We start from the raw sequence: 21,568 nt of genomic DNA, 5'->3' as shown, positions 1-21,568 counted from the left end.
CGCCGATCCCGGACAAAAACTGAACGCTCAGGAATGGCCAGATGTACGCGTGCCGTTTTTACCTGGTTAATCGAAGAAATCGTTCGGGCCAGCTCGCCCTCTAACGAACGCAGATAGCGGGCATTTTCCATGAACTGGGACTGTCCAAGTGGCTGATCCTGATCGAGCAACTCATACCCAACCGTCTGATCATCCGACAAACCGGCACCGGCAACCGCCAACCGAGCCTGATGCAAATCGTTTTGCCGAACCAGCAACACGCCACTGGATGGATCGATGTCGAAATCAATGTTATTGGCCTGCAAGACTTCAATCAGCTCACGGGCATCGTAACTGTTAGTGCTGTTCATTAAAGGGCGGTAGGTTTCTTTCTGCGACCAAAGCACCACGCCAAGCCCCAGAGCGATACTGGCCGCCAGACCGATCAACAGACCGAACTGGCGCATCATGGTCAGTTTATTGAACCCCACAACCAGCGGGTGCATACGACTGACATTGGTGTCATCTTTGGACAGCAGATCAGCTCGCTCGGTCGCCTCGTTACGAGATTGCGACTCTGTCGACGGCATCGAGTTCGATTGCGAGTCTGTGGTACTGACCTGTGTCGACGTGGCCGCCGGTACATTCTCAGTCATTTCATTTACCCATCATCTGAACCACCACCATTACAGCGGCATATTGATAATTTCTTTGTACGCTTCAATCATCTTGTTGCGTACCTGTGTCATGGCTTGAAAAGACACACTGGACTTTTGCAACGCGATCATGACTTCCGGCAAATCCACTTTTGGATCGCCCATTTCATATCGGGTAGCAATTTCTTTTGCCGCCGCCTGGTTGTCATTGACGGTATCGACCGCCGACTTAAACATATCGCCGAACGACGGCACATCTCCGACCGGTGTCGCGGCCTGGTCGCCGGATATCGCATCAGGCGCAGCCTGGCTTTCAGATGCACTCTGAATTTGCTTACGCATCTGCTCTACGGTGTTAGCAAATTGGCTGTTCGACGTGTCTTTTATTTCAGGCATGTTGGCATTACTGCGCAACGTACGCATTTGCTCCAAAACACCTTGAATGTCCACTCGATCTACCATAGTCACCTCGGTCTGTGTCAAAAATCAGACTGCTTCGGAATCGTTAACCCTCGATTCGTTCACAGAACTGACAATAAACAGTCACTACTCACTGAAATCATTGCCTCTATCTTGGTAATTGCAATTGACAGGCCAACTATTGCCGAGAGTTTGCCGGTTTCTGATCTAACCCGGAAATATCTGTCAACGGTTTTCCCCTGGCACAAAAAAAACCGGTTCAAAAGAACCGGTTCCTGTGAGATCAGCCAAGCTTGATCAATCAGCGAATTTCAGCAATGGCGGCATCTACGTCCATTCCGATTTCCCGCATTTTGGCTAATTTATATCGCAGCGTTCGAGAAGAAATACCCAAATAATCAGCCGCGCGATTTTTTCGTCCGTTATGGATGCGTAACGCATCAAGGATCAACTCGAACTCTTTGTGCTTAAGACCAACGTGAATCCCTTCGTTTGCAATCGACGCATCATTGAAAGGCTCTCGAGGAGAATCAGCTTCAATAACCATTTCGGTCGACTGCTCGTTCCGATGGCTTTCAAAGTCGATCAGATGCTCGCCGGCTATGCCCAGGTCTGTCGCACTGACGTATTGCCCAGTCTGTAAAATCAACGCACGCTGTATCGCATTATCCAGTTCGCGAATATTACCAGGCCAGGAATGAGCCAGCAGCGCTTCTTTGGCCGACTGATCCAGAACCAAACCGGGCTTCTGCATTTTTTTACCATGTTTGCGCAACAGACTTTCTGCAAGCGGTATAATGTCGGCCTTTCGTTCTCGTAACGGATGCCAGGCAAGCGGGAAAACACTCAAACGATAATAGAGGTCTTCACGGAACCGCCCGGCTTTGACTTCTTTCACCAGCTCCCGATTGGTTGTTGCCAGCACGCGAACATCGAGAGAAATGACTTTACGCCCACCAATACGCTCGACTTCTTTTTCCTGCAAAACCCGCAGTAATTTGGCTTGCAGCCCCAGGTCCATTTCTGAAATCTCGTCCAACAACAGCGTCCCGCCATTCGCTTGTTCAAACTTTCCGGGTTGGCTGGTGACGGCACCGGTAAAGGCGCCCTTTTCGTGACCAAACAGCGTTGCTTCCAACATGTTTTCCGGAATAGCCGCGCAGTTAATCGCGACAAATGGCGCCTCCGCTCGTCCGGACTTTTGATGGATGTATCGCGCCAGGACTTCTTTACCGGTACCCGACTCGCCGCTGATCAGAATGGTGCTATCGGTCGTCGCCACCTTTCGTGCCAGCGACAAAACGTGTTGACTGGAGGCATCGACAGCGATGGGATCATCGGATTTACGGACACTGATGGGCGAATGCTGATCAATCAGCTCAATTAACTGTGTTGGCGTAAAAGGCTTAACCAGATAATCAACCGCCCCTTTTTGCATCGCATCGACAGCCCGGTCCACAGCGGCGTAGGCGGTCACCAACAGCATTGGAATTTGCGGATGATTCTGGCGAACATAGTCCAACAAATCGTGACCACTCATGCCCGGCATACTGACGTCTGACACAATAAAGTCAAAGTTCGATTCTTTCAGTTTCAATACAGCGGTTTCACCGGAATCGGCTTCTGTCACGCGATAGCCATGCAGAGCAATGGTGTCTACAACGGCCTCACGCAGATTAGCATCATCTTCAACGATAAGAATATTCACGACTCTGACCTCTTCTGGTAAATAGGGAGCGACACGCTGAACTCGGTTCCGACACCTGGCTCGCTCTGAATGTTAAGTTGACCGTTGTGGGCGTTGACGGTGGCCACCAAGACCGGAATGCCCAGGCCCGTGCCATAGCTTTTGGTGGTGTAAAACGGTTCCTGAATTTTTTCGATGGCCGAAGCCGACAAGCCCGGGCCTTGATCTTGAAACGTCAAAACAATCTGCTCAGCTGTCGCCTTGGCCGACACCACGATCGGTGTCGTTTGGCTGCCCTGAGCTTCAATCGCATTGTTGATGAGATTCATCAACGCATTAATCAACACGTCGGCCTGGCAGCGAACTATGGGCTCCGGCGATTCATTATTCCATTGCACGAGTGTGCGTTTGTTCTCGGGCAACGCGGCCACGCTGTCCTGCAAACGATCAAAAATCTGCTGTACCGATAACAGATTTATCAGCTGAACCTCTCCCTTCACAAAGAGCAGCATGTCCTGGACCTGTTTTTCAAGATGCTGCAGACGACCCACCAGCTTGTCAGCAAACTGATCTCGAGTCTGGGCATCTAAGGAGGGGCTTTTAATGTTCGAGGCATAAAGCATGGCCGCAGATAGCGGTGTCCGGATCTGATGCGCCAGGGAAGCTACCATTTGCCCCATGGCACTCAAACGCTCTTGTCGTGAGACCTTAGCCTGCAATGCTCGGGTCTCGGTCTGATCAGTCATCATGATGAGCTGGCCCGAATTATCCAACGCACTGGTATCGAGACTCACTAACCGCCCGTCCTTTAAACTGACTTCGTGATAATCGGTTTGTTTTGGCGCAAAAACGGCGCGAACCAGTTTCGCCCAGGGTAAGCCGATCAATCGAACGGACCGGTCACTGCCCAATGCTGAGTGAATCCACTCTTCCGCGGTTGGATTGGCCTGACGAATGACCCCTTTATTATCCAAAACAATCACCGCCGCTGGCATTAACCGCAGCAAACCTTCGAGCTGTTCTGCAATCCGCTCTTTTTCATTCAGTTCATGCAGCCGTTTTTCAGACAGGGTCGCTAACTCGCCGCTGAGTTCAACCACACGTTGCTCGAGGACCTGATAGCTTTCTGACAGGTTTTCGCTCATTTCCGTAAACGCACTGAAGGCTTTCTGAAGTTCCTCCAGCGATTGACGATTGATCGCTTTCTGGCCACTCAACGGCATGGGCTTTTCAAGTTTTGACACAGCTTGCATAAGGCAGCATTCAATTCTTTGACAGTTAACTGGTTATTGCAAACGTAGTGCCAGCTTTACCCGTGACATCTAAATCATCAAACACCCAGAAACCATGCGCTTTTCCGAGCCATTACCCAGTTAAAAGCCGAGTTACAAACGAGTCATGGGTTATCGGTTACCCCCTAAAAACGAAAAAACCCTGCAGTGCAGGGTTTCAGGCTGATGACAAAATCACCACCGATTTCGAGACGATGAAAAGGTAGATTTCAAATGGACGTCGAAAATATGGTGGTCCGGCGCTCCGGTGTTTTCGTCGAGCGTATCAGGTGGTCCGGCATTCCGGCGACACTTGCAGCGATCCATTTGAAAGCTACCTTTTTGTCGGCGGGGTTTATCAAAAAACTGAAACCCTGCACTGCAGGGTTTTGGTATTTAATAACGATGAGTTGCAGAAGTCAGTTAATCGCTTCCCGGCGGTTGATATCGTACTTACGCATTTTTTCTACGAGGGTCGTTCGACGAATGTGCAGTTTTTCAGCGGCTCGGGCCACAACGCCCTGGGCGTCGTCCAACGCTTGCTGAATCAGGCTTTTCTCCAAATCGGTCAAGTATTCTTTTAAATCTAATCCATTAACCGGCAACAACGCTGCAGACTGTTCTGACATGGGTATGGGGCGAGCTTCATCAACCGCGTCCATCACCGACTTCGGCAACAGATCGTCGTCAGACTCTTCAACGTGCCGATACTTCATCGGCAGTTCCTGTACACCAATGACGCCATAGGGATGCATGATTACCAGTCGTTCGACCAGGTTCGCCATCTCACGAACATTGCCGGGCCAATCGTGCTGTACGAGCGACATGATTGCAGCTGAGTTGAAACGAATTGATCCGCGTTTCTCATTTTCCAACCGGGAAACCAGTTCATTCAACAGCAGAGGGATGTCTTCATGTCGTTCGCGCAGCGCCGGCATCTCAATCGGGAACACATTTAACCGATAAAACAGGTCTTCACGGAAGTCACCTTTCTCGATCATATCTTCCAGATTGCGGTGGGTTGCCGCGATGACCCGAACGTCCGAATTAAAGGTCTTTGTTCCGCCAACCCGCTCGAATGTCCGTTCCTGCAGAACCCGTAACAGCTTAACCTGCATGTTCAGCGGTAAATCGCCAATCTCATCAAGAAACAGAGTACCGCCCTCGGCCATTTCAAACCGACCGGCACGCGAGGTAATCGCGCCGGTAAACGCCCCTTTCTCATGACCGAACAGTTCACTTTCGATCAGTTCTGCCGGAATCGCACCGCAGTTCACCGGTACAAAAGGCTTATGACGGCGATGGGAGTTGTAATGGAGATTGCGGGCAACCACTTCTTTGCCGGTACCGCTTTCACCGGTAATCAGGACGGTGACTTCTTTGTCAGCAACCTGCGCCATCATTTCCCGAACGCCCTGCACACTGCGGGAGCTGCCGACCAGGCTACGAAACAGATTGATCTCACGACGCTGATCCCGACCTCGTGTCAGATCGAACTGTTCGCGATACATCTGGGCACGATGCAGGTTATCCAGGAGCTTATTATATGAGGGTGGGTACTGAATTTTCGCGATGATACGTGCACGCAACTCATCGTCCAGCAGTTCACTTTCAGGATGATCACCGAGCAGCATGACGGGCAAGCCTTCATCCCATTCTCTGACAGCGTCCAACGCCTTATTGAGAGCCTGACCAACATCACCCATCAGTATCCCGACGATTTCAGACGGTGATTCGACCTTTGCCTTGGCCTTTTCCAACCAATCCGTTCCCTCAACCACGACACTCTCTTCTCCGAGAAAGTCTAAAATGACGGTCATGTCATGGCGACGCTGTGCATCGTTATCTACGAGCAACAGCTTAATTTCTCTCCACATCGATAAAGCTCCCTGAACTTTCGATTACTGCATTGTGAGGATTTCAGCGAAACATCTAACACTGTCAAAAGTTTGGCTGCAAATTGTTTGGGGAAGTTAAGACAGATTTCACAAAATAGTCAAATAACTGACTGAGTTTTTTTACTCTGCCGCCAGAATCAAAATCAGTTTATCGGTATCTGACTTACAAATCTGTTCATTCGATAATCAAATCTGCGTAGAGCTGTTCGAAAAACGAGCAACAAAAAACCCGGACGACAAACAATCGACCGGGTTAAATCCAACTTAATAAAGGGTCAACTAGACGCGACCGGCTTGCGTGGATTCCGTCGTTTTACCCATGGCTGCTAAGGCCTGATCCCGAATCTCATCCCATGCAGACTTGATCTGCATCAATAATCCGGTCACTTCGTCCAGCATCTCAACGCTGTTACGAACATTGGCTTCGAACAGGCGACGAATCATGTAGTCGTACAGACGTTCAAGATTCTGTGCCAGCTCACCGGCATCAAAATTCAGGCTTTCCTGAAGCCCGCCAATTATATTGATCGCCGAATTAATCTGATTGCTCTTACGGTCATACTCTTTTCGCTCCATATGCCCTTTGGCCGCAGAAATACGGGACATAGCGCCTTCAAAGAGCAACTGAATCAGCCGGTGTGGATCAGCATCCACAATCGACGTTTGCGTGCCTACGGATTGATATTCTTTTATGCCCTGCGCATACATGGCTTTACCTCGTTTCAGTCAGACATCGGTACCCGGTACAAGATCGTTATCGGCCAGACTGCAATTTAGTTTAGGCGATTTTCGAACCCTAACTGTTGTTCAAATGTAGCTTCATTTGAGAAATCGCTTTAAAGAAACCGGTGTAAAGCCATTGGAGCAGTTTTGGCACATGGGTTGCAAATTCTGACTGAGAACCAGCCAAATGCAGAAGTGACCGGCGAGCCATTTCCGCTTTTTCAGGCGAGATCGGCAATAACCGGAAAAAGGTGAAACTTATGTCACAGGCACAACCGTCCGTTACGGCTTCCTGGGAGATGACAGCTCCGTCGGAGCCCTCTCAGTCAGGCGATGATATCGCGCTTCTGCAAAAGCAGGCTTTGTATCACTATGAAAAAAGCCTCAACGCGCAGACACCTAATGAACAAACGGTCAAGCACCGCGGTTTAGCAAAAGAGCTTGCGCAGAGACTGCGACAATCATCCCGGGCAGGCATCTCAGGGCACAACCTGCTTGGCCGGATCGCGCTGGATGAAGGCTTCTACGCGCTGGCAGACCATCACCTGAAAGAAGCACTGTCGATCACCACGCAAGATGCCGGTTGCTGGTACTCACTGGGTCATGTCCGGCTCGCTCAAAAACAGTATGACGATGCGTTGAGCTGTTTTTCCAAAGCGTTAGAGATCGCGCCTCGACAAACACGGGCAGCCACATCACTGGCTTACACTCTGGCACGAAAAGGCAATACGGTTGAAGCCTTTCAAGCCTACAGGCAGCTTTTTCGCGTGCATCCAGAAGACGCGCATGTACAGGCAAAGCTCTTTGAAATTCTGCCGATGATTCAGGCTGACCGCTACCAGGAAGACCTTGAAAAAGACGCTTTGCGTTGGCTTAACGTTCCAAACACCAATCCCCAAGCGTTGGCAACCCTGGTCATGTCGCTAATGCGCCACAAATATCACCTGGACAGCCCCGACGCCATCATCGACCTGCAAGACCTGGCCAAAGACCCACTGCTCAATCAGTCATTGGGTAAAATCTACTTCACCAATGCTGAGCTTGAACAGTTCCTTGTCATGCTGCGCAAACAGGTTTTGTTGAACAGTATTGCCGGAGGTTATGCGGATCAGAACCTGCTGACGCTTGCTGGTAATCTGGCTATGCATGCGGAACATAATGAGCATGTTTCACTGTATGACAGTTCAGAACGGGATCTGCTGGCAGGACTCAAAACGTTAATTAATGATGTGAAACGCTCAGGACATCCCCCGCTTCACAACATGGCTCACCTGGTGGTTCTGTACGCCATGTACGAACCTATTCAGCGACTCTCAGCATTTAGCACCACATCTCGCTTAAACACAGCTGCTTGGCCAGACTATTGCCAGGCGTTGATCGAGCACGCCGTTAACGAGCCTCAGACCGAACTCAACATTGCAAAAAGCATCAAACAACTGACACCGATTACCGATACTGTTTCGCAATCAGTTAAATCACAGTATGAAGAAAACCCTTACCCTCGATGGCTTCATCTCGGGTACAACACTCCAACCAATTATGGCCGCGCACTGGAAAATGAACTGATCGATTTTCGTGCTCCGGCCTTTTTTAACATGGGGGCCGTAAAATTTTTGATTGCCGGTGCCGGCACCGGTCAGCATGCATTGCGAGTGGCCAGGTATTTCCGCAATGCTGAAGTCACAGCCATCGATCTCAGTAAACGCTCGTTAGCCTATGCCAAGCGGCAAGCCGACGCACTGGGAATTACCAACTTAAGTTTTCTGTGTGGCGATATTCTGGAACTGGACCGGTTGGAAGATAAGTTTCATGTCATCGAATGCTCAGGGGTTCTGCATCACATGCAGTCGCCGGAGGCTGGTCTGGCGAAGCTCAAGGACCGACTGGTTGATCGGGGATTATTAAAACTTGGTCTCTATAGCTATCAAGCCCGGGAGGTCGTTCGTGAAGTTCGACGGATGATTGAAGAATACGATGTGCCACTGACACTCGACGGCATTCGCACCATGCGTCAAGCCATCCTGGACGGCAACATGCCGTATGATTTTTCCGGCATACTGAAGAGTCAGGATTTCTATTCAGCCAGTGGTTGCCGGGATCTGCTGTTTCATGTTCAGGAGTGCCAGTACGAGCCTAAAGACTTAAAACAACTGATCAACAAGGAATCACTGAACTTCCTTGGCTTTGTCTTGCCTGAGCATGTTCGTAACCAATACCGGAGCTTGTTCCCCAATGATAAAACGCTGACAAACCTTGAGAACTGGCAAACGTTTGAAAGCTCTTACCCGGCAACCTTCGCCGGCATGTATCAGTTTTACGTACAGAAGTAATAACGCAACTATCCCAGTCGTAAGCGATCAGCATAAAAAAAAACCGGAAGCGGGACCGCTTCCGGTTTTTTTTGAACTACGGTTTTGCCTGTTTCAGGCGCCGTTGATTAAGAAGTGCACGCCGATGGATGCAAAGTACCCCAGCATAATCACCGGCGTCCATTTCAGGTGTCCGAAGAAAGTATACTTTCCTCGAGCCTGCCCCATTAATGCCACCCCGGCAGCAGAACCAATCGAGAGCATTGAGCCGCCTACACCGGCCGTTAATGTCACCAGAAGCCACTGAGACAGATCCATAGCCGGCTCCATCGTCAAGACGGCAAACATGACCGGAATGTTATCCACGATGGCCGACGCAAAGCCAACCAGGATATTGGCCGTCGTTGGGCCGAGGCCGACGTATACGGCTTCTGAGGCCAGCGCCAGATAACCGATAAAGCCAAGACCACCCACACTCATGATCACGCCGTAAAAGAAGAACAGCGTATCCCACTCTGAACGAGCAACTTTGGCAAAAACGTCAAACTCGTAAGGGTCGGCATTGTCGCTTGGCGGGTTTTCCGCATTGCGCTGCCAACTGTGTGACCGACGTGACAGGTAATAGCCGAACAGCTTCAGATACCCTAAGCCAAACATCATTCCGTAAACCGGTGGAATGTGGAAGAAATTATGGAAGCTGACCGCCGTAATAATCGTCAGCAGGAACAATCCGACAATGGCCATGCCACCATGTTTCATGACCCGTCCCGAAGCGTACTTTAGGGTTGCAGCCTTTTCCGGAGTGGATTTCGGCAATGCAAAATGCATAACAACGGCTGGTACCAGGAAGTTAACAACAGATGGCACGAACAGATTGAAGAACTCACCGAAATGCACCATGCCTTTCTGCCAGACCATCAACGTCGTGATGTCACCAAAGGGGCTGAATGCACCACCAGCATTGGCTGCAACAACGATGTTCACACAGGCGATACTGACGAACTTCGGTTCGTTTTTACCCACAGTCAGCACCACCGCACACATGATCAATGCGGTGGTCAGGTTGTCAGCAACGGGTGAAATAAAGAAGGCCAACCAGCCTGTCATCCAAAACAGTTGTCGATAGCTAAAGCCCCGTTCCACCAGCCAGTTGCGCAGCGCTTCAAACACACCCCGCTCCATCATGGCGTTAATGTAGGTCATCGCTACCAATAAGAAGAAAAAGAGTTCTGCATACTCGAGGAAGTTATGCTGAATGCCCTCCTTGATCGGACCGGTTAAATGATTGGACGCATAAGCGACCGCAATCAAAATCCAGATCAAACCGGCAGAGACCATAACCGGCTTGGACTTTGGCAAGTGCAATTGCTCTTCGAAAATGACAAAGGCATAGGCAATAACGAATACGGCGATCGCCGTATAACCGGCCCAGTGGTGGGTCAGATCGAGAATTTCACCGGTGTTGCTGCCACTGGCCAGTGCGACCGGTGTGAGCATCATCAGCATAAGCAGCGAGATAAACGCTTTCATGTATGCAGGACTCCATGCTATCGATATTGCGTCAGAACACTGTTCCAATGCGCTGACGCAATAGTTGAACAAAGAGACAGGACGCGCATTATGCGACTCACGATGAATAATGCAATGGCAATTCAGAGGCATTTCGCGCTTTCGTCATCAAATGCCGCTTTTATTGACATTTATCCATTGACCTCCCTACTTGGAGGCACTCTTACAACACGTTGATACTCGTTACCGCCCTTCCACTGACATGGTTAACACCCGTAATCGTTCAAGTGCCAACGCGTCACCACGATTGCTTCGTGTCACACCCATCTGATATCGGTAACTGAACACATCAAACCAGGTTCTGAGCAATTGCCCGTTATAAACTTCACCCGCACCATCCAGCACACAGGAGGCGACTTCGGCGGTTGCCAGTTGATGGGCCTCGACTGCTTTGCGCACCTGATAAACCGAACTGGCTTCCGGATTGACCGACAGCACCGGAAACGCATCCAAATACGGGCTTTTACGAAACATCTTACGGGCTTCACGCCAGGAACCATCCAATAAAATGAACAGAGGTCGACGACCGGTTTTCAATTTAGGTTGCTCTGTCCACGCCTCTCGCCCAGGTTGAACCTGTGTTTCAGGAAAGACCACGACCGGCTGCCATTGAGGGTCGGCAAGTAACTGCAACATTGCCGAATCCGGCTCCGTTCGCTGCCAAATGAACGCATAAGTATCCGGGATCAGATCGGCAATCAGCCGACCCGTATTGGACGGTTTCAGGACTTCGTCATCGTAATAAAGCAGGAGAAAACCAACGTTGGACCGGGTCGATGGTTTGAGTGCACAAATGCAGTAGCGCGTATCTATACGGCAGTTAGCACACCGCTTGACCTCTGAACCACGGGCGCGGAATGGGCGGGTACTGCGAGCCAGTCGTTTCTCGAAAAGGGTTTGAACGGCGTGTTTCATTGACGATCTCAAAGCGGGACGGCCGATAGTATACCGATGAGGAACACCTTCGACTATGAGGCAACTGACCCAAATACAAGGACGCTCCTGCTAACGTAAACATCGCTTCGGATACGAACTATTTCAACGGAATCAGATAGAAATAGAATTGGATGGAATACTGGGGGGGATGTGGCACTTCGGAACGCCGAACCGCCGGAGAGATGCGCTCGCTGAAAACCGCTCACGGCCTTTCGGGTCGAACTCTGATCGTTCGTCGGGCGTTGCCCGAATTTTTGCTGCCGCAAAACAATCTCTCCGGCTAAGGAGACAAAATCGACTACGGAGTTCGACTACAACACAAGGGAAAAATAGAAAATATGGCGCGCCCGGAGAGATTCGAACTCCCGACCAAGTGGTTCGAAGCCACCTACTCTATCCAGCTGAGCTACGGGCGCGCAGAGGTGTTCTCAATTGAACGGCGCTCATTGTAATGAGCCAGATCGGTGCCGTCCACCTTTTTTCTGAAAAAATCTTTGCAAACTACTGATTTAACGACGTTTTTTCCATGGCCGACCCGATAAGAACTCAGCTTCTCAAGGTCGTTCAGCCACTTAAAGCTTGCTCGATCAGGCTTTTCAACTGCATGGGCCGGACCGGCTTTTTCAACAGATTAAAACCGCCGGCTTTGGTGGCAAGGCGCACTTCGTCCGTATAATCGGCAGTGATCACAATAACCGGTGTGGTTTTTAACCAACTCTCCTGCCAGGACGACACCACATTCAGGCCAGTTTGCTCATCATTTAAATGATAATCAATGATCACCAGGTCCGGTCGGTGTTTTTCGACAAGCTCGTTGGCAGCGCGCTCATCCAACGCCACATCGACGTCATAGCCCCATTCGCTGATCAGGCTTTCCATGCCATCGATAATCAGCTGTTCATTATCAACGCACAGGATACGACGAGAACGATCGGCGCCATTACTGCCATCCTGCTCTTCGGCCGGTGTCATCGGTTCATGACCGATCGGTACCGTCAATGAGAAGCGACTGCCCTTGCCCACAACGGAGTTGAGTTCAACCGGGTGATCCAGCAAGCGTGACATTCGCTTCACAATCGCCAGTCCGAGCCCCAAACCTTTTTCATTGCTGACGGTTTCCGGCACACGGTAAAACTCATCAAAAATAGCTCGTGTTTGAAAGTCGGTTAACCCCGGACCCGTATCCAGAATGTCCAAACGACAAACCTGTCCTTGGCGACGAACGCCAACCAATACCCGGCCTTTCTGACTGTACTTAATGGCATTACTGATCAGGTTCTGCAGTATCCGCCGCAACAGGCGTCCATCCGTTTTTACCGATAGCGAAGATGGAGCCACCCGTAATGACACGCCTCGGTCCTGTGCAATTACGCTGAACTCATCTTCCAATGACGACAGCAACGTCTTTAACGAAACAGTCGAGATGGATGGTTTAATAATGTCTGAATCGAGCTTGGAAATTTCGAGCAGTTCGTTCAGCAGGTTTTCCGCCGAATGGAGGGACTGCTCAATCTGCTGCCCCAAACGCAGTAACGATTCATCACCCGACTGCCGCTTCAGCTTTGCCTGCAAACTGGCGGCGAACAAGGCGGCTGAGTTTAACGGCTGAACGAGATCGTGACCCGCCGCCGCCAGAAACTTGGTTTTATTGCTGTTGGCTTTCTCCAGTTCCCGGTTGGTCTGTTGCAACGCCTCAGTACGTTTGTTCACCTTCTCTTCCAGAATTTCATTACTGCGCCGCAACTGATCTTCTATTTTTCGCCGCTCGGTAATGTCGGTATAGACCGTAATGTAGCCACCATCGGGCATGGGCCGACCTTGAATTTCCAGATAGGAACCGTTAATCCTTTGCCGCTCATAACGATAGGTATCGCCACTGCGCAGATGCTGAAGGCGCTTGTGAACCAGCGTCTCAATGGCGCCTGGTCCGCACTCCCCTATTAGAGCGTTATGCCGGATAAGATCTTCGACGGGACGCCCCACCGATAACAGATCATCCGGGTAATCGAACATCTGCTGATAAGTCTGGTTCCAGGCCACAATGTTTAAATCCTGGTCCACGATGCTGATGCCCTGATTGATCGATTGCAGCGCCGAGTTGAGTAGGTCTCGATTAAACTTCAACACCTGCGATGCTTCATCAACGATGCTGGACACATCCCGCCATGCCAAGCCCTGCCGTTGCTCAATTTCCTCAAACAACAACCGCGCAGCCGGAGCACCCAGCACCGACGCCAGCGTACGTTCCGCTTTGTGCAGCAACTCGTTGTCGGCAGCGTCATCGACCAGCAACCGGCCATTCAGCGGATTCACATACACCTCAAACAGTGACTGCAGTTTCTCCTGGGTAATGAACTTACCGAGCAACGCATGTAAATCGCCGATGGTGATGATGCGGGATTGGTCCGCCGGACCCGGCCGCGTATTGTGAACAAACCGTGAAGCTTGCAGGCGATCTTTAAGCGACTCCCGACCGTAAGCCGAGCCGAGCAACAGGCCCAGGACGTTCATCGCCAGACTCCAGGCTAGTCCATGAACCACTGGATCAATGCCTTCCAGCCCAAACAATCCGTAGGGATTAAATAGAGACTGTTCAAACAAGAACTCACTGAACACCGGTGGCAATAACCCTGCCCGTGCGAACAAGGGCAACAGCAGCGTATAAAACCAGGTCGCAAACCCCAGAGACAGGCCCCAAATAGCGCCGTTACGATTGACGCCAGTCCAGAACAACCCCAACACCAGGGCCGGAACAAACTGAGAAGCGGCAACAAAGGAAATCAGCCCGATAGAGATCAGGCCTTCAAAGGTCACGATCAGCCGGTAATAGAAAAACGCGGCCAAAACAATCGCCAGAATGCCGATTCGACGAAGCTGTAAGACCTTGCGACCCATGCTTTCAGAATCGGAACGCCACCAACCCAACCGGATCAGCGCCGGCAACAGAATTTCATTTGAAAGCATTGTCGACAACGCGACCGTTGCCACGATGACCATGGATGTGGCCGCCGATAACCCGCCAATGTATGCCAGCACAGCCAGATCGTCCCGCCCCATCGCCATCGGGAGCTTAAGGATTAGATATTCCAGGTCGGACGGCACCGCAGAAAAGTTCAATAACCCAACGAGGGCCAGCGGTGTAATGAACAGATTCAGTACGATGAGATAAAGTGGAAACAGCCAACGGGCCTGCTTGATGTCTTTTTCACTGCGGTATTCGACAACCGCAACATGGAACTGGCGTGGCAATGCAAAGATACCGAACACGCCCAGCAACACCTGTGTGGTGTACACATAGGTTTGGTCGAAACCGGAAATCATCTGCACGGTTTCCAGTGAGTTCAGCGTACCTTTGAGTACCGTCAGGAACCCGCCGCCCACCGCATTAACGGCCCAAATGCTGACCAGAATGAATACGGCAAACTTCACGACGGCTTCAAAAGCAATGGCCAACATCATGCCCGGATGGTGCTCGGAAGTGTCCAGATGACGCGTCCCAAACAAAACCGCAAACCCGGCCATCGCCAAAGACACGTACAGTGCCGAATCACTGAACCAGTTATCGGCCCGCTGCTCGACGCCCGACACCAATTCAAAACTGATGGAGACCGCTTTCAGCTGCAACGACACATAAGGAATGATGCCAATCAAACAGATCGTGGCCGCTAACGAAGACACCGCTCGTGAATGACCAAACCGACTGGCAATAAAATCGGAGATGGTTGTGACGTTTTCCTGTTTGGCCACATGGATCAGTTTGCGCCAGAACGCCATGCCAAACACAAACAGAATAATGGTGCCAATATGGGACGGTGAAAAATACCAGCCATTGGCGGCAAACTGTTGCGTCGCCCCATAGAAAGTCCAGCTGGTACAGAAAATCGTCAGCGACAGGCTGTAGACCAATGGATGCCAGCGGTCGGATATCGACTTGCGATCACCCCACAGGGCAATCCCGAACAGCAAGGCGATATACAGCAGCGATATGACAATAAAAAACGGTACGGAGAGCATCAGGCCTCAATCAGATAATTTCGGTATTGGTCTCGAACATCCACTTTACGCAGTTTACCGGTACCGGTATGCGGCAGCTCATCCACGACGATAACGGCATCGGGTAACCACCACTTTGCCACTTTGCTCAACAGCACTTCTCGCAACTGGTTTTCATCATAATCGGCACCTTCGCGCAACGTGATCAGCATGATTGGACGTTCATCCCACTTTTCATGAGCGGCACCAATGACACAGGCCTCATTCACAGCTTCATAATGCAACGCCGCGTTTTCAAGCTCAACCGAACTGATCCATTCGCCACCGGATTTAATGACATCTTTACTGCGGTCCACAACCCGCAAGTATCCCTGAGGATTGATCACAGCAACATCTCCGGTTTCAAACCAACCATCGACGAACTTATCAGCGCCCTCACCTTTGAAATAAGAGGCCAGAATCCAGGGGCCACGAACCCGAAGATTACCGCGGGTAACACCATCGTGAGGCAAGGGACGATCTTTGCCGTCGAAAATTTCGATCTCTACACCGAACATCGGCCGGCCCGCCGACGCCTGCAGTTCATAACGATCTTCTGGTGCCATGGTTTCCATTTGCGGGGTCTGGATGGCGGCGGTTGCCAGTGGTGACGTTTCAGTCATCCCCCAAATACCCATCCAGTAAACGCCATAGTGTTCCGCATAGGTTTTCACCAACGCCTTAGGCGAAGCTGCGCCACCCACACCGACCATTTTCAGCGACGGAATCTGCTTCTGGCTGCTTTGCAAGTAGTTATGCAGTGTCAGCCAGATTGTCGGGACGGCAAACGCCTGAGTGACCTTTTCGTCTTCGATCAACGACTGAATGTTCTCCCCGGTTAAAGCACACCCGGGCAAGACCAGTTTCGCGCCAAAGAGCGGCGCCGAAAACGGTACACCCCAGGCAACAACGTGATACATCGGCACGATAGGCATCGCAACTGACCATTCATCAAAGCCCAAATACTGACTGCCACCACTCATCATGGCATGAAGCACGGTCGAGCCCTGTTCATACATTACACCTTTGGGGTTGCCGGTTGTCCCGCTGGTGTAGCACAGGCCGCACGGCGCAGACGATTCCAAACGAGGCCACTCAAAATCAGCCGGCTCTTGGTCGATCAGACTTTCGTAATCAGTCAATTCAAAAACATCAGAGTCAGGAAGCTCTTGTGCATCGCACAAGACAACGATCTGCCGAACCGTCGGCATCTGACCGGCAATGGCCTCTAGGAGTGGGAGCAGTTCCGGGTCAACGAAAATCAGTGTGTCTTCCGCATGATTAATGATGTACTGCAGTTGCTCAGCAAAGAGACGGGCATTCAGTGTATGCACCACCGCACCCATCCCTGAAATACCGTAGTAAAGTTCGAAATGCCGGTAATGATTGACGGCCAGTGTGGCAATACGCTCGCCCGGTTGTACCCCTTGCCGGGTCAGCGCATTGGCGACCTTAGCACTGCGCCGATAGGCATCGAGATAGGTATAACGATGCCGGGAACCATCCGGGAGCGCCGATACGACTTCGACCTCCGGATAACGTAAGGCGGCATTTTTGAGGATGTCACTGGTGTTGAGGGGAAACGGCATCATGTGGTGCGGCATAAACTCACCTGTCATTTTTATTATTTGACGGTCAGTCTAGCGAAGCACCCGGCCAGCGCGTATCAGTCGTTAGCATGAGTGAGGCTCCTTTGCGAAGACGCCCTCACTCTTTGCATCACATTTGGGGAGAGGGTTTCAGGCACCCAACTTTTGAATCTGTTGATCTAACCATTGATCAAACATCTGTGCCGGCATTGCACCGGCCCGCCGTTCGACCTCTTTGCCCTTATAAAACAACAGCAGCGACGGAATACTGCGGATGCCTAATCGTTGGGATAGCGCAGGCGTTGAATCGGCATCGACTTTAACAAAACGTACGCGGGGCTCCCATCCGGCGGCCGTTTGCTCAAAAACGGGCGAAAACTGCACACAGGGACCACACCAGCTCGCCCAGAAGTCGACAATGACTGGAACGTCCGACTGTAAAACGTGCTTGTCAAAAGTCGCCTCAGTCACCGCCGTGGGTCTGTAAGCGACCACCGGCTTGCCACAGTGACCGCAGATGGCTTTGTCATGCAACCGATTGGCCGGAATCCGGTTTACCGTATGGCAATGCGCACAGGTCAGGTTCAACTTTTCCATCATTTCCGCCTTACATTAGTTTTCTCTTAAATATAAGGCGGTCTGAGTGAGTTTCAAGCCGAATCAGCGAGATAACTGATCAGAGTCACGGGCGCTCGATACAGACAGCCGTGCCTTCCCCGCCCCCAATACACAAAGCGGCCAGACCTTTTTTCTTGTCTAAACGGATCAGGTTGTGCAAAAGCGTGACCAGTATCCGCGCACCGGAACAGCCCAAGGGGTGCCCCAGAGCACAAGCACCGCCACTGACATTGGTCCGATCGTGACTCAGGCCGACATCGGCCATCCCCATCATCGTGACCATGGCAAACGCCTCGTTGATCTCTGCCAGGTCGACATCCGCTGCAGTCCAACCGGCCGCCGACAGGGACTTCTGCATCGCTCCGATCGGGGCACAGGTGAACTCACTCGGCGCCTGCGCATGAGACGCATAACTGCGCACGGTGGCCAGCACTTCCAGACCTAAAGCGTCGGCTTTTGCTCGACTCATCAGTACCAACGCCGCCGCACCATCACTGATCGAGCTGGCGTTTGCGGCGGTAATGGTGCCATCTTTGGCAAACGCAGGACGCAACTGAGGAATTTTGTCGGGCCTTGCCAAACCGGGCTGTTCATCAGTATCGACAACCAGATCGCCCTTTCGCGTAGACACCGTTACCGGCGAGATTTCTGCCTGAAAATGACCCTGTTCAATCGCAGCCTGAGCCCGGCGAAGACTTTCAAGGGCATACTCGTCCATCTGTTCCCGGCCGATGTTGCGCTCAGTGGCCGTTCGCTGAGCATGAACGCCCATCGCGTTCCCGTCATAGGCATCTTCAAGACCATCGGTAAACATATGATCGTAAACACGCTGATGGCCCATACGATACCCGGATCGAGCTTTATCCATCAGATAAGGGGCATTGGACATGGATTCCATACCACCGGCTACCGCAACCTCAATCTCACCCGCGCGAATCTGGCTGGCTGCCAGCATGACGCTTTTCATACCTGACCCACAGACCTTGTTTACCGTTGTACAAGGGACCGATTGAGGGAGCTCTGCGCCCAGAGCCGCTTGCCGGGCGGGAGCCTGTTTTAGGCCGGCTGGCAAAACGCAACCCATATAGACTTCCTGAACATCGGAAGCGGAAACGCCGGCCGCTGACAGACTGGCGGCAATAGCATTCGCACCCAGATCGGTGGCAGTGACACCACTCAGTGCTCCTTGAAAACCGCCCATCGGCGTACGCTTGGCGGCGACAATGACGACATCGTTCATAACTTGTAACTCTCTGAGTTTATTGTTGTTGGTTTCGACCGCCTTCACCGAGGCGGTTCTGATTTGTGGCGCAACGGCGCTGTGAGATTATAAACCGATGCTACCCGAATCCGTTTGCCGTCACAGACGCAAGGCCGCATCGACCTCCACGGTCCGACCGGAAAAATAATCGTTTTCCAGAATAAAACGCACGGCACCGGCAATATTCTCCGGCTGCCCCCATCGTTTCAGTGGCACCATGTTTTCAGCTCGTTCACGCGCCTCGGGCTTCATGCTGGCAGTCATTTCCGTTTCGATAAAACCCGGAGCAACATCAGCAACGCGAATACCAAAGCGCGCCAGCTCTTTAGCCCAGGCTACAGTCATGGCACTCACCCCGGCTTTGGCGGCGCTGTAATTGGTTTGGCCGATATTGCCCGCGCGAGAAATGGAACTGATGTTCACAATGACGCCTGGATGCTCGGACTCAACCATCCAGTGCGCAGCTTCACGTCCGCATAAAAACACGCCGGTCAGATTGACATCGATGACCGACTGCCATTGAGCAAGCGGCATCTTACTGACCTTACCGTCTTTGCTTTTAATCAGAAGGCCGTCACGGAGGATCCCGGCATTGTTCACAATGCCATCCAGCACATCGTGATCTTTCTTCATATTCTCAAACAAGGCTTCAACGGACGACTCATCGGCCACATTGGCGACATAGCCGGAAACCTTGCCATGTTGTTTCAGGCGTTCAACCGCCTGTTGCACGGCATCCTCATCGATATCAATCACGGACACAACGGCGCCGTTTTGAATCAGGTTTTCTGCCATGGCAAAACCGAGTCCACGGGCACTGCCGGTTATCGCGATATGCTTGTTCTTGATGTCCATAGTTCTCTCTATTTTCTGTCGGAGTCGACATTCAGCACCTCAAGCACGTCCTCGAGCGGGACAGACTCAGTGTGCGGATAATGCCATTCCGGTTCATTGTTTTTGTTTATCAGTTTGGCGTGTACGCCCGCATAAAAATCCGGATGCGTCGACAGGCGTGCACCCATTTCTGTATCCGCCGTTAATACCTCTCGACGTGACGCCCCTCGCATCTGACGGAAGTACTCCCAGGTCAGTGCCAGAGACCAGGGTGACGCGCTCTGCCACATCTGTTCGGTACGCATGAAACAGTCGTACTCGCCGGCGTTTTGTTCGACCAGATTGATCCAGTCCGTCAGCGTTGCGTTATCTGGTAACCGTGACAACGCCGTCCGCCATTGTTGTGCACACTCATCAATTGACGTATCGGCCGTTTCAAGATCCAAGTCGGTCAGGCTCAACCCTTGAGACAAAGACTGCTTCAGAACCCGCGCATAGTCTTCTTCAACGATGGCATCGACATAGTTCAGAGCCACAGCCTCGACTGCCGATAGGGTCATCCCGGACAGGGCCAGAAAGGTTCCCTGCTTCCAATCGGGTCGTTGCAGGAACTCTGCAGCACCGACATCCGGATAAAATCCGATCTGGTTTTCCGGCATGGCGAACACGGCGCGTTCAGTACAAAGCTTCAGCTGGGCACCGGCATATAGCCCCCAACCGCCGCCCATAACCAGGCCATTAGCGAACACAACCAGCGGTTTCTCGTAGTGTTCGATCTGCAGATCAATACGGTATTCCAGCTCAAAATAGGTACGGGCCAGCGCCTGCTTCTGCGCGTTATCCGTCTGTTCATCAACGGCCAGCGCTAACGCTTTCACATCGCCACCGGCGCAAAATGCCCGCTCTGAGGCACTTTCCAGCCAGACAGCCTCGATGGCGTCGTCAGCCAGCGCGTCATTCAGGGCATGTTCTAACTGCGTTAACATCTCAAGACTCAAAGCATTCAGCGCCTTTGGACGGTCAAGGCGAATGATGCGCAGCACGCCCTCAGTTTCTTGTTGTATGTAGGGTGCATTCATGTGGACATCCTCTGCTTAATCGGCCTGATGAACTATCGTGCAATGGTACGAGGTTGCCTTAAGCCACGATCAGGCTCAACGGTTTGACGCAAATATAGACTATCGGTGTGTGGAATATCTGGTGAACAGTGGCGGTGAATATACGATGCAAAAGAGATAATAAAGCCTTTCCAACCTGTACAAGCGAGCTATAACGAACTATCTCGCCTGCAGGCAGGCTCCTACACAACATCATCCCGGTAAGAGCGTGCCTGCACGCGACCCACCGTAAACAAAAAAAACCTGCCAACCCAGCAATGGGAAGGCAGGTTTTCATTGTGTACAGCTTCGCGTTTAGGACGTCGATTGCGCTTCTTCAGCTTCGCCCGGTTTACGCTTATCGGCTTTCGAACTGGAATCGACAGAGTCCGTATCGTCAGACTCCCCCGTTACTTCGGTATCGTCATGAGACGTGAGAATCTCAGCAATGTTGCCTCGACTGAGCTCACCCTGCAGTTCACCTTCGCCATCCACCACAGGAATCGGATAATCCTGATCTAACGTATCCGGGATCACCTTTTCAATAACAGCATCCGGTTCGACACTGACGCCGGTATCATAATAATGCTCATCCGAGAGCGGCTCGCCGTATTCAGACTGATCGATACCCTCGAGCTGGTTCAGGGCAAGCGCTCCCTGATACCCCTCATCGGTAATGTGTAAGCGTA

14 protein-coding genes, 1 tRNA gene and 2 pseudogenes are annotated in these 21,568 nt (G+C 51.6%); 1 reads left to right on the top strand and 16 read right to left on the bottom strand.

The genetic code is table 11. From position 1 onward, the window contains the following. Positions 1-26 precede the first annotated feature (26 nt). The 6 genes and pseudogenes from MED297_RS22595 to fliS form a co-directional block, all read right to left on the bottom strand. A pseudogene (locus MED297_RS22595) lies at positions 27-350 on the bottom strand (flagellar basal-body MS-ring/collar protein FliF); the annotation flags it as partial. Between the two features lie 315 nt (positions 351-665). After that, positions 666-1,097 carry a flagellar hook-basal body complex protein FliE gene (gene fliE, locus MED297_RS06060; protein WP_008043246.1) on the bottom strand — a complete coding sequence of 144 codons (432 nt, stop codon included), beginning with the start codon at positions 1,095-1,097 and terminating at the stop codon, positions 666-668. Between the two features lie 259 nt (positions 1,098-1,356). After that, positions 1,357-2,763: a sigma-54-dependent transcriptional regulator gene (locus MED297_RS06055; protein WP_008043244.1), complete on the bottom strand. Its 1,407-nt coding sequence runs from the start codon at positions 2,761-2,763 to the stop codon at positions 1,357-1,359. Beyond that, positions 2,760-3,995 carry a sensor histidine kinase gene (locus MED297_RS06050; RefSeq protein ID WP_008043242.1) on the bottom strand — a complete coding sequence of 412 codons (1,236 nt, stop codon included), beginning with the start codon at positions 3,993-3,995 and terminating at the stop codon, positions 2,760-2,762. Before MED297_RS06050 ends, MED297_RS06055 begins: the two co-directional genes overlap by 4 nt. 437 nt (positions 3,996-4,432) lie before the next feature. Beyond that, positions 4,433-5,890 (bottom strand): sigma-54 dependent transcriptional regulator, encoded by a 1,458-nt coding sequence (locus tag MED297_RS06045; protein WP_008043234.1) that lies wholly within the window; start codon positions 5,888-5,890, stop codon positions 4,433-4,435. Between the two features lie 300 nt (positions 5,891-6,190). Further along, positions 6,191-6,619, bottom strand: a complete 429-nt coding sequence (gene fliS / locus MED297_RS06040; protein ID WP_008043233.1) for a flagellar export chaperone FliS — start codon at positions 6,617-6,619, stop codon at positions 6,191-6,193. 275 nt (positions 6,620-6,894) lie between these two features. On the opposite strand from fliS, the gene MED297_RS06035 reads away from it, so the two are divergent. Then, a complete protein-coding gene (locus tag MED297_RS06035; protein WP_008043231.1) occupies positions 6,895-8,964 on the top strand; it encodes a methyltransferase domain-containing protein in 2,070 nt (689 codons plus the stop codon). Positions 8,965-9,057: 93 nt separating this feature from the next. Here the strand turns inward: MED297_RS06035 and nhaD are convergent, their stop codons facing one another. The 10 genes and pseudogenes from nhaD to MED297_RS22285 all read right to left on the bottom strand — a co-directional run. Beyond that, complete coding sequence (nhaD, locus tag MED297_RS06030) at positions 9,058-10,473, bottom strand: sodium:proton antiporter NhaD (protein WP_008043228.1); 1,416 nt, start codon at positions 10,471-10,473, stop codon at positions 9,058-9,060. A 222-nt stretch (positions 10,474-10,695) separates the two neighbouring features. Then, on the bottom strand, positions 10,696-11,427 hold the full coding sequence (locus MED297_RS06025) for a tRNA-uridine aminocarboxypropyltransferase (RefSeq protein ID WP_008043227.1): 732 nt from the start codon (positions 11,425-11,427) through the stop codon (positions 10,696-10,698). 360 nt (positions 11,428-11,787) lie between these two features. After that, positions 11,788-11,864, bottom strand: a tRNA-Arg gene (locus MED297_RS06020). Positions 11,865-12,012: 148 nt separating this feature from the next. Further along, on the bottom strand, positions 12,013-15,462 hold the full coding sequence (locus MED297_RS06015; protein WP_008043225.1) for a hybrid sensor histidine kinase/response regulator: 3,450 nt from the start codon (positions 15,460-15,462) through the stop codon (positions 12,013-12,015). Next, positions 15,462-17,084, bottom strand: a complete 1,623-nt coding sequence (locus MED297_RS06010; protein WP_040556696.1) for a long-chain fatty acid--CoA ligase — start codon at positions 17,082-17,084, stop codon at positions 15,462-15,464. Before MED297_RS06010 ends, MED297_RS06015 begins: the two co-directional genes overlap by 1 nt. A gap of 135 nt (positions 17,085-17,219) precedes the next feature. Beyond that, a complete protein-coding gene (gene trxC / locus MED297_RS06005) occupies positions 17,220-17,669 on the bottom strand; it encodes a thioredoxin TrxC (RefSeq protein ID WP_008043218.1) in 450 nt (149 codons plus the stop codon). 82 nt (positions 17,670-17,751) lie between these two features. After that, positions 17,752-18,927, bottom strand: a complete 1,176-nt coding sequence (locus tag MED297_RS06000; RefSeq protein WP_040556804.1) for a thiolase family protein — start codon at positions 18,925-18,927, stop codon at positions 17,752-17,754. 120 nt (positions 18,928-19,047) lie between these two features. After that, the gene (locus MED297_RS05995) at positions 19,048-19,803 is read right to left on the bottom strand and encodes an SDR family oxidoreductase (RefSeq protein ID WP_008043216.1); all 756 of its coding nucleotides are present in this window, start codon (positions 19,801-19,803) and stop codon (positions 19,048-19,050) included. 8 nt (positions 19,804-19,811) lie between these two features. Continuing rightward, positions 19,812-20,861, bottom strand: coding sequence for an enoyl-CoA hydratase/isomerase family protein (locus tag MED297_RS05990; RefSeq protein ID WP_008043214.1), 1,050 nt, complete (start codon positions 20,859-20,861; stop codon positions 19,812-19,814). 333 nt (positions 20,862-21,194) lie between these two features. Then, positions 21,195-21,568: pseudogene (locus MED297_RS22285) on the bottom strand (hypothetical protein); the annotation flags it as partial.

The sequence above is a fragment of the Reinekea blandensis MED297 genome (genome assembly GCF_000153185.1).
GTDB classification, from domain to species: Bacteria; Pseudomonadota; Gammaproteobacteria; order Pseudomonadales; family Natronospirillaceae; genus Reinekea; species Reinekea blandensis.
Note: the sequence above shows the minus strand (reverse complement) of the source record. Positions and strands in the feature narration are given on the sequence as shown.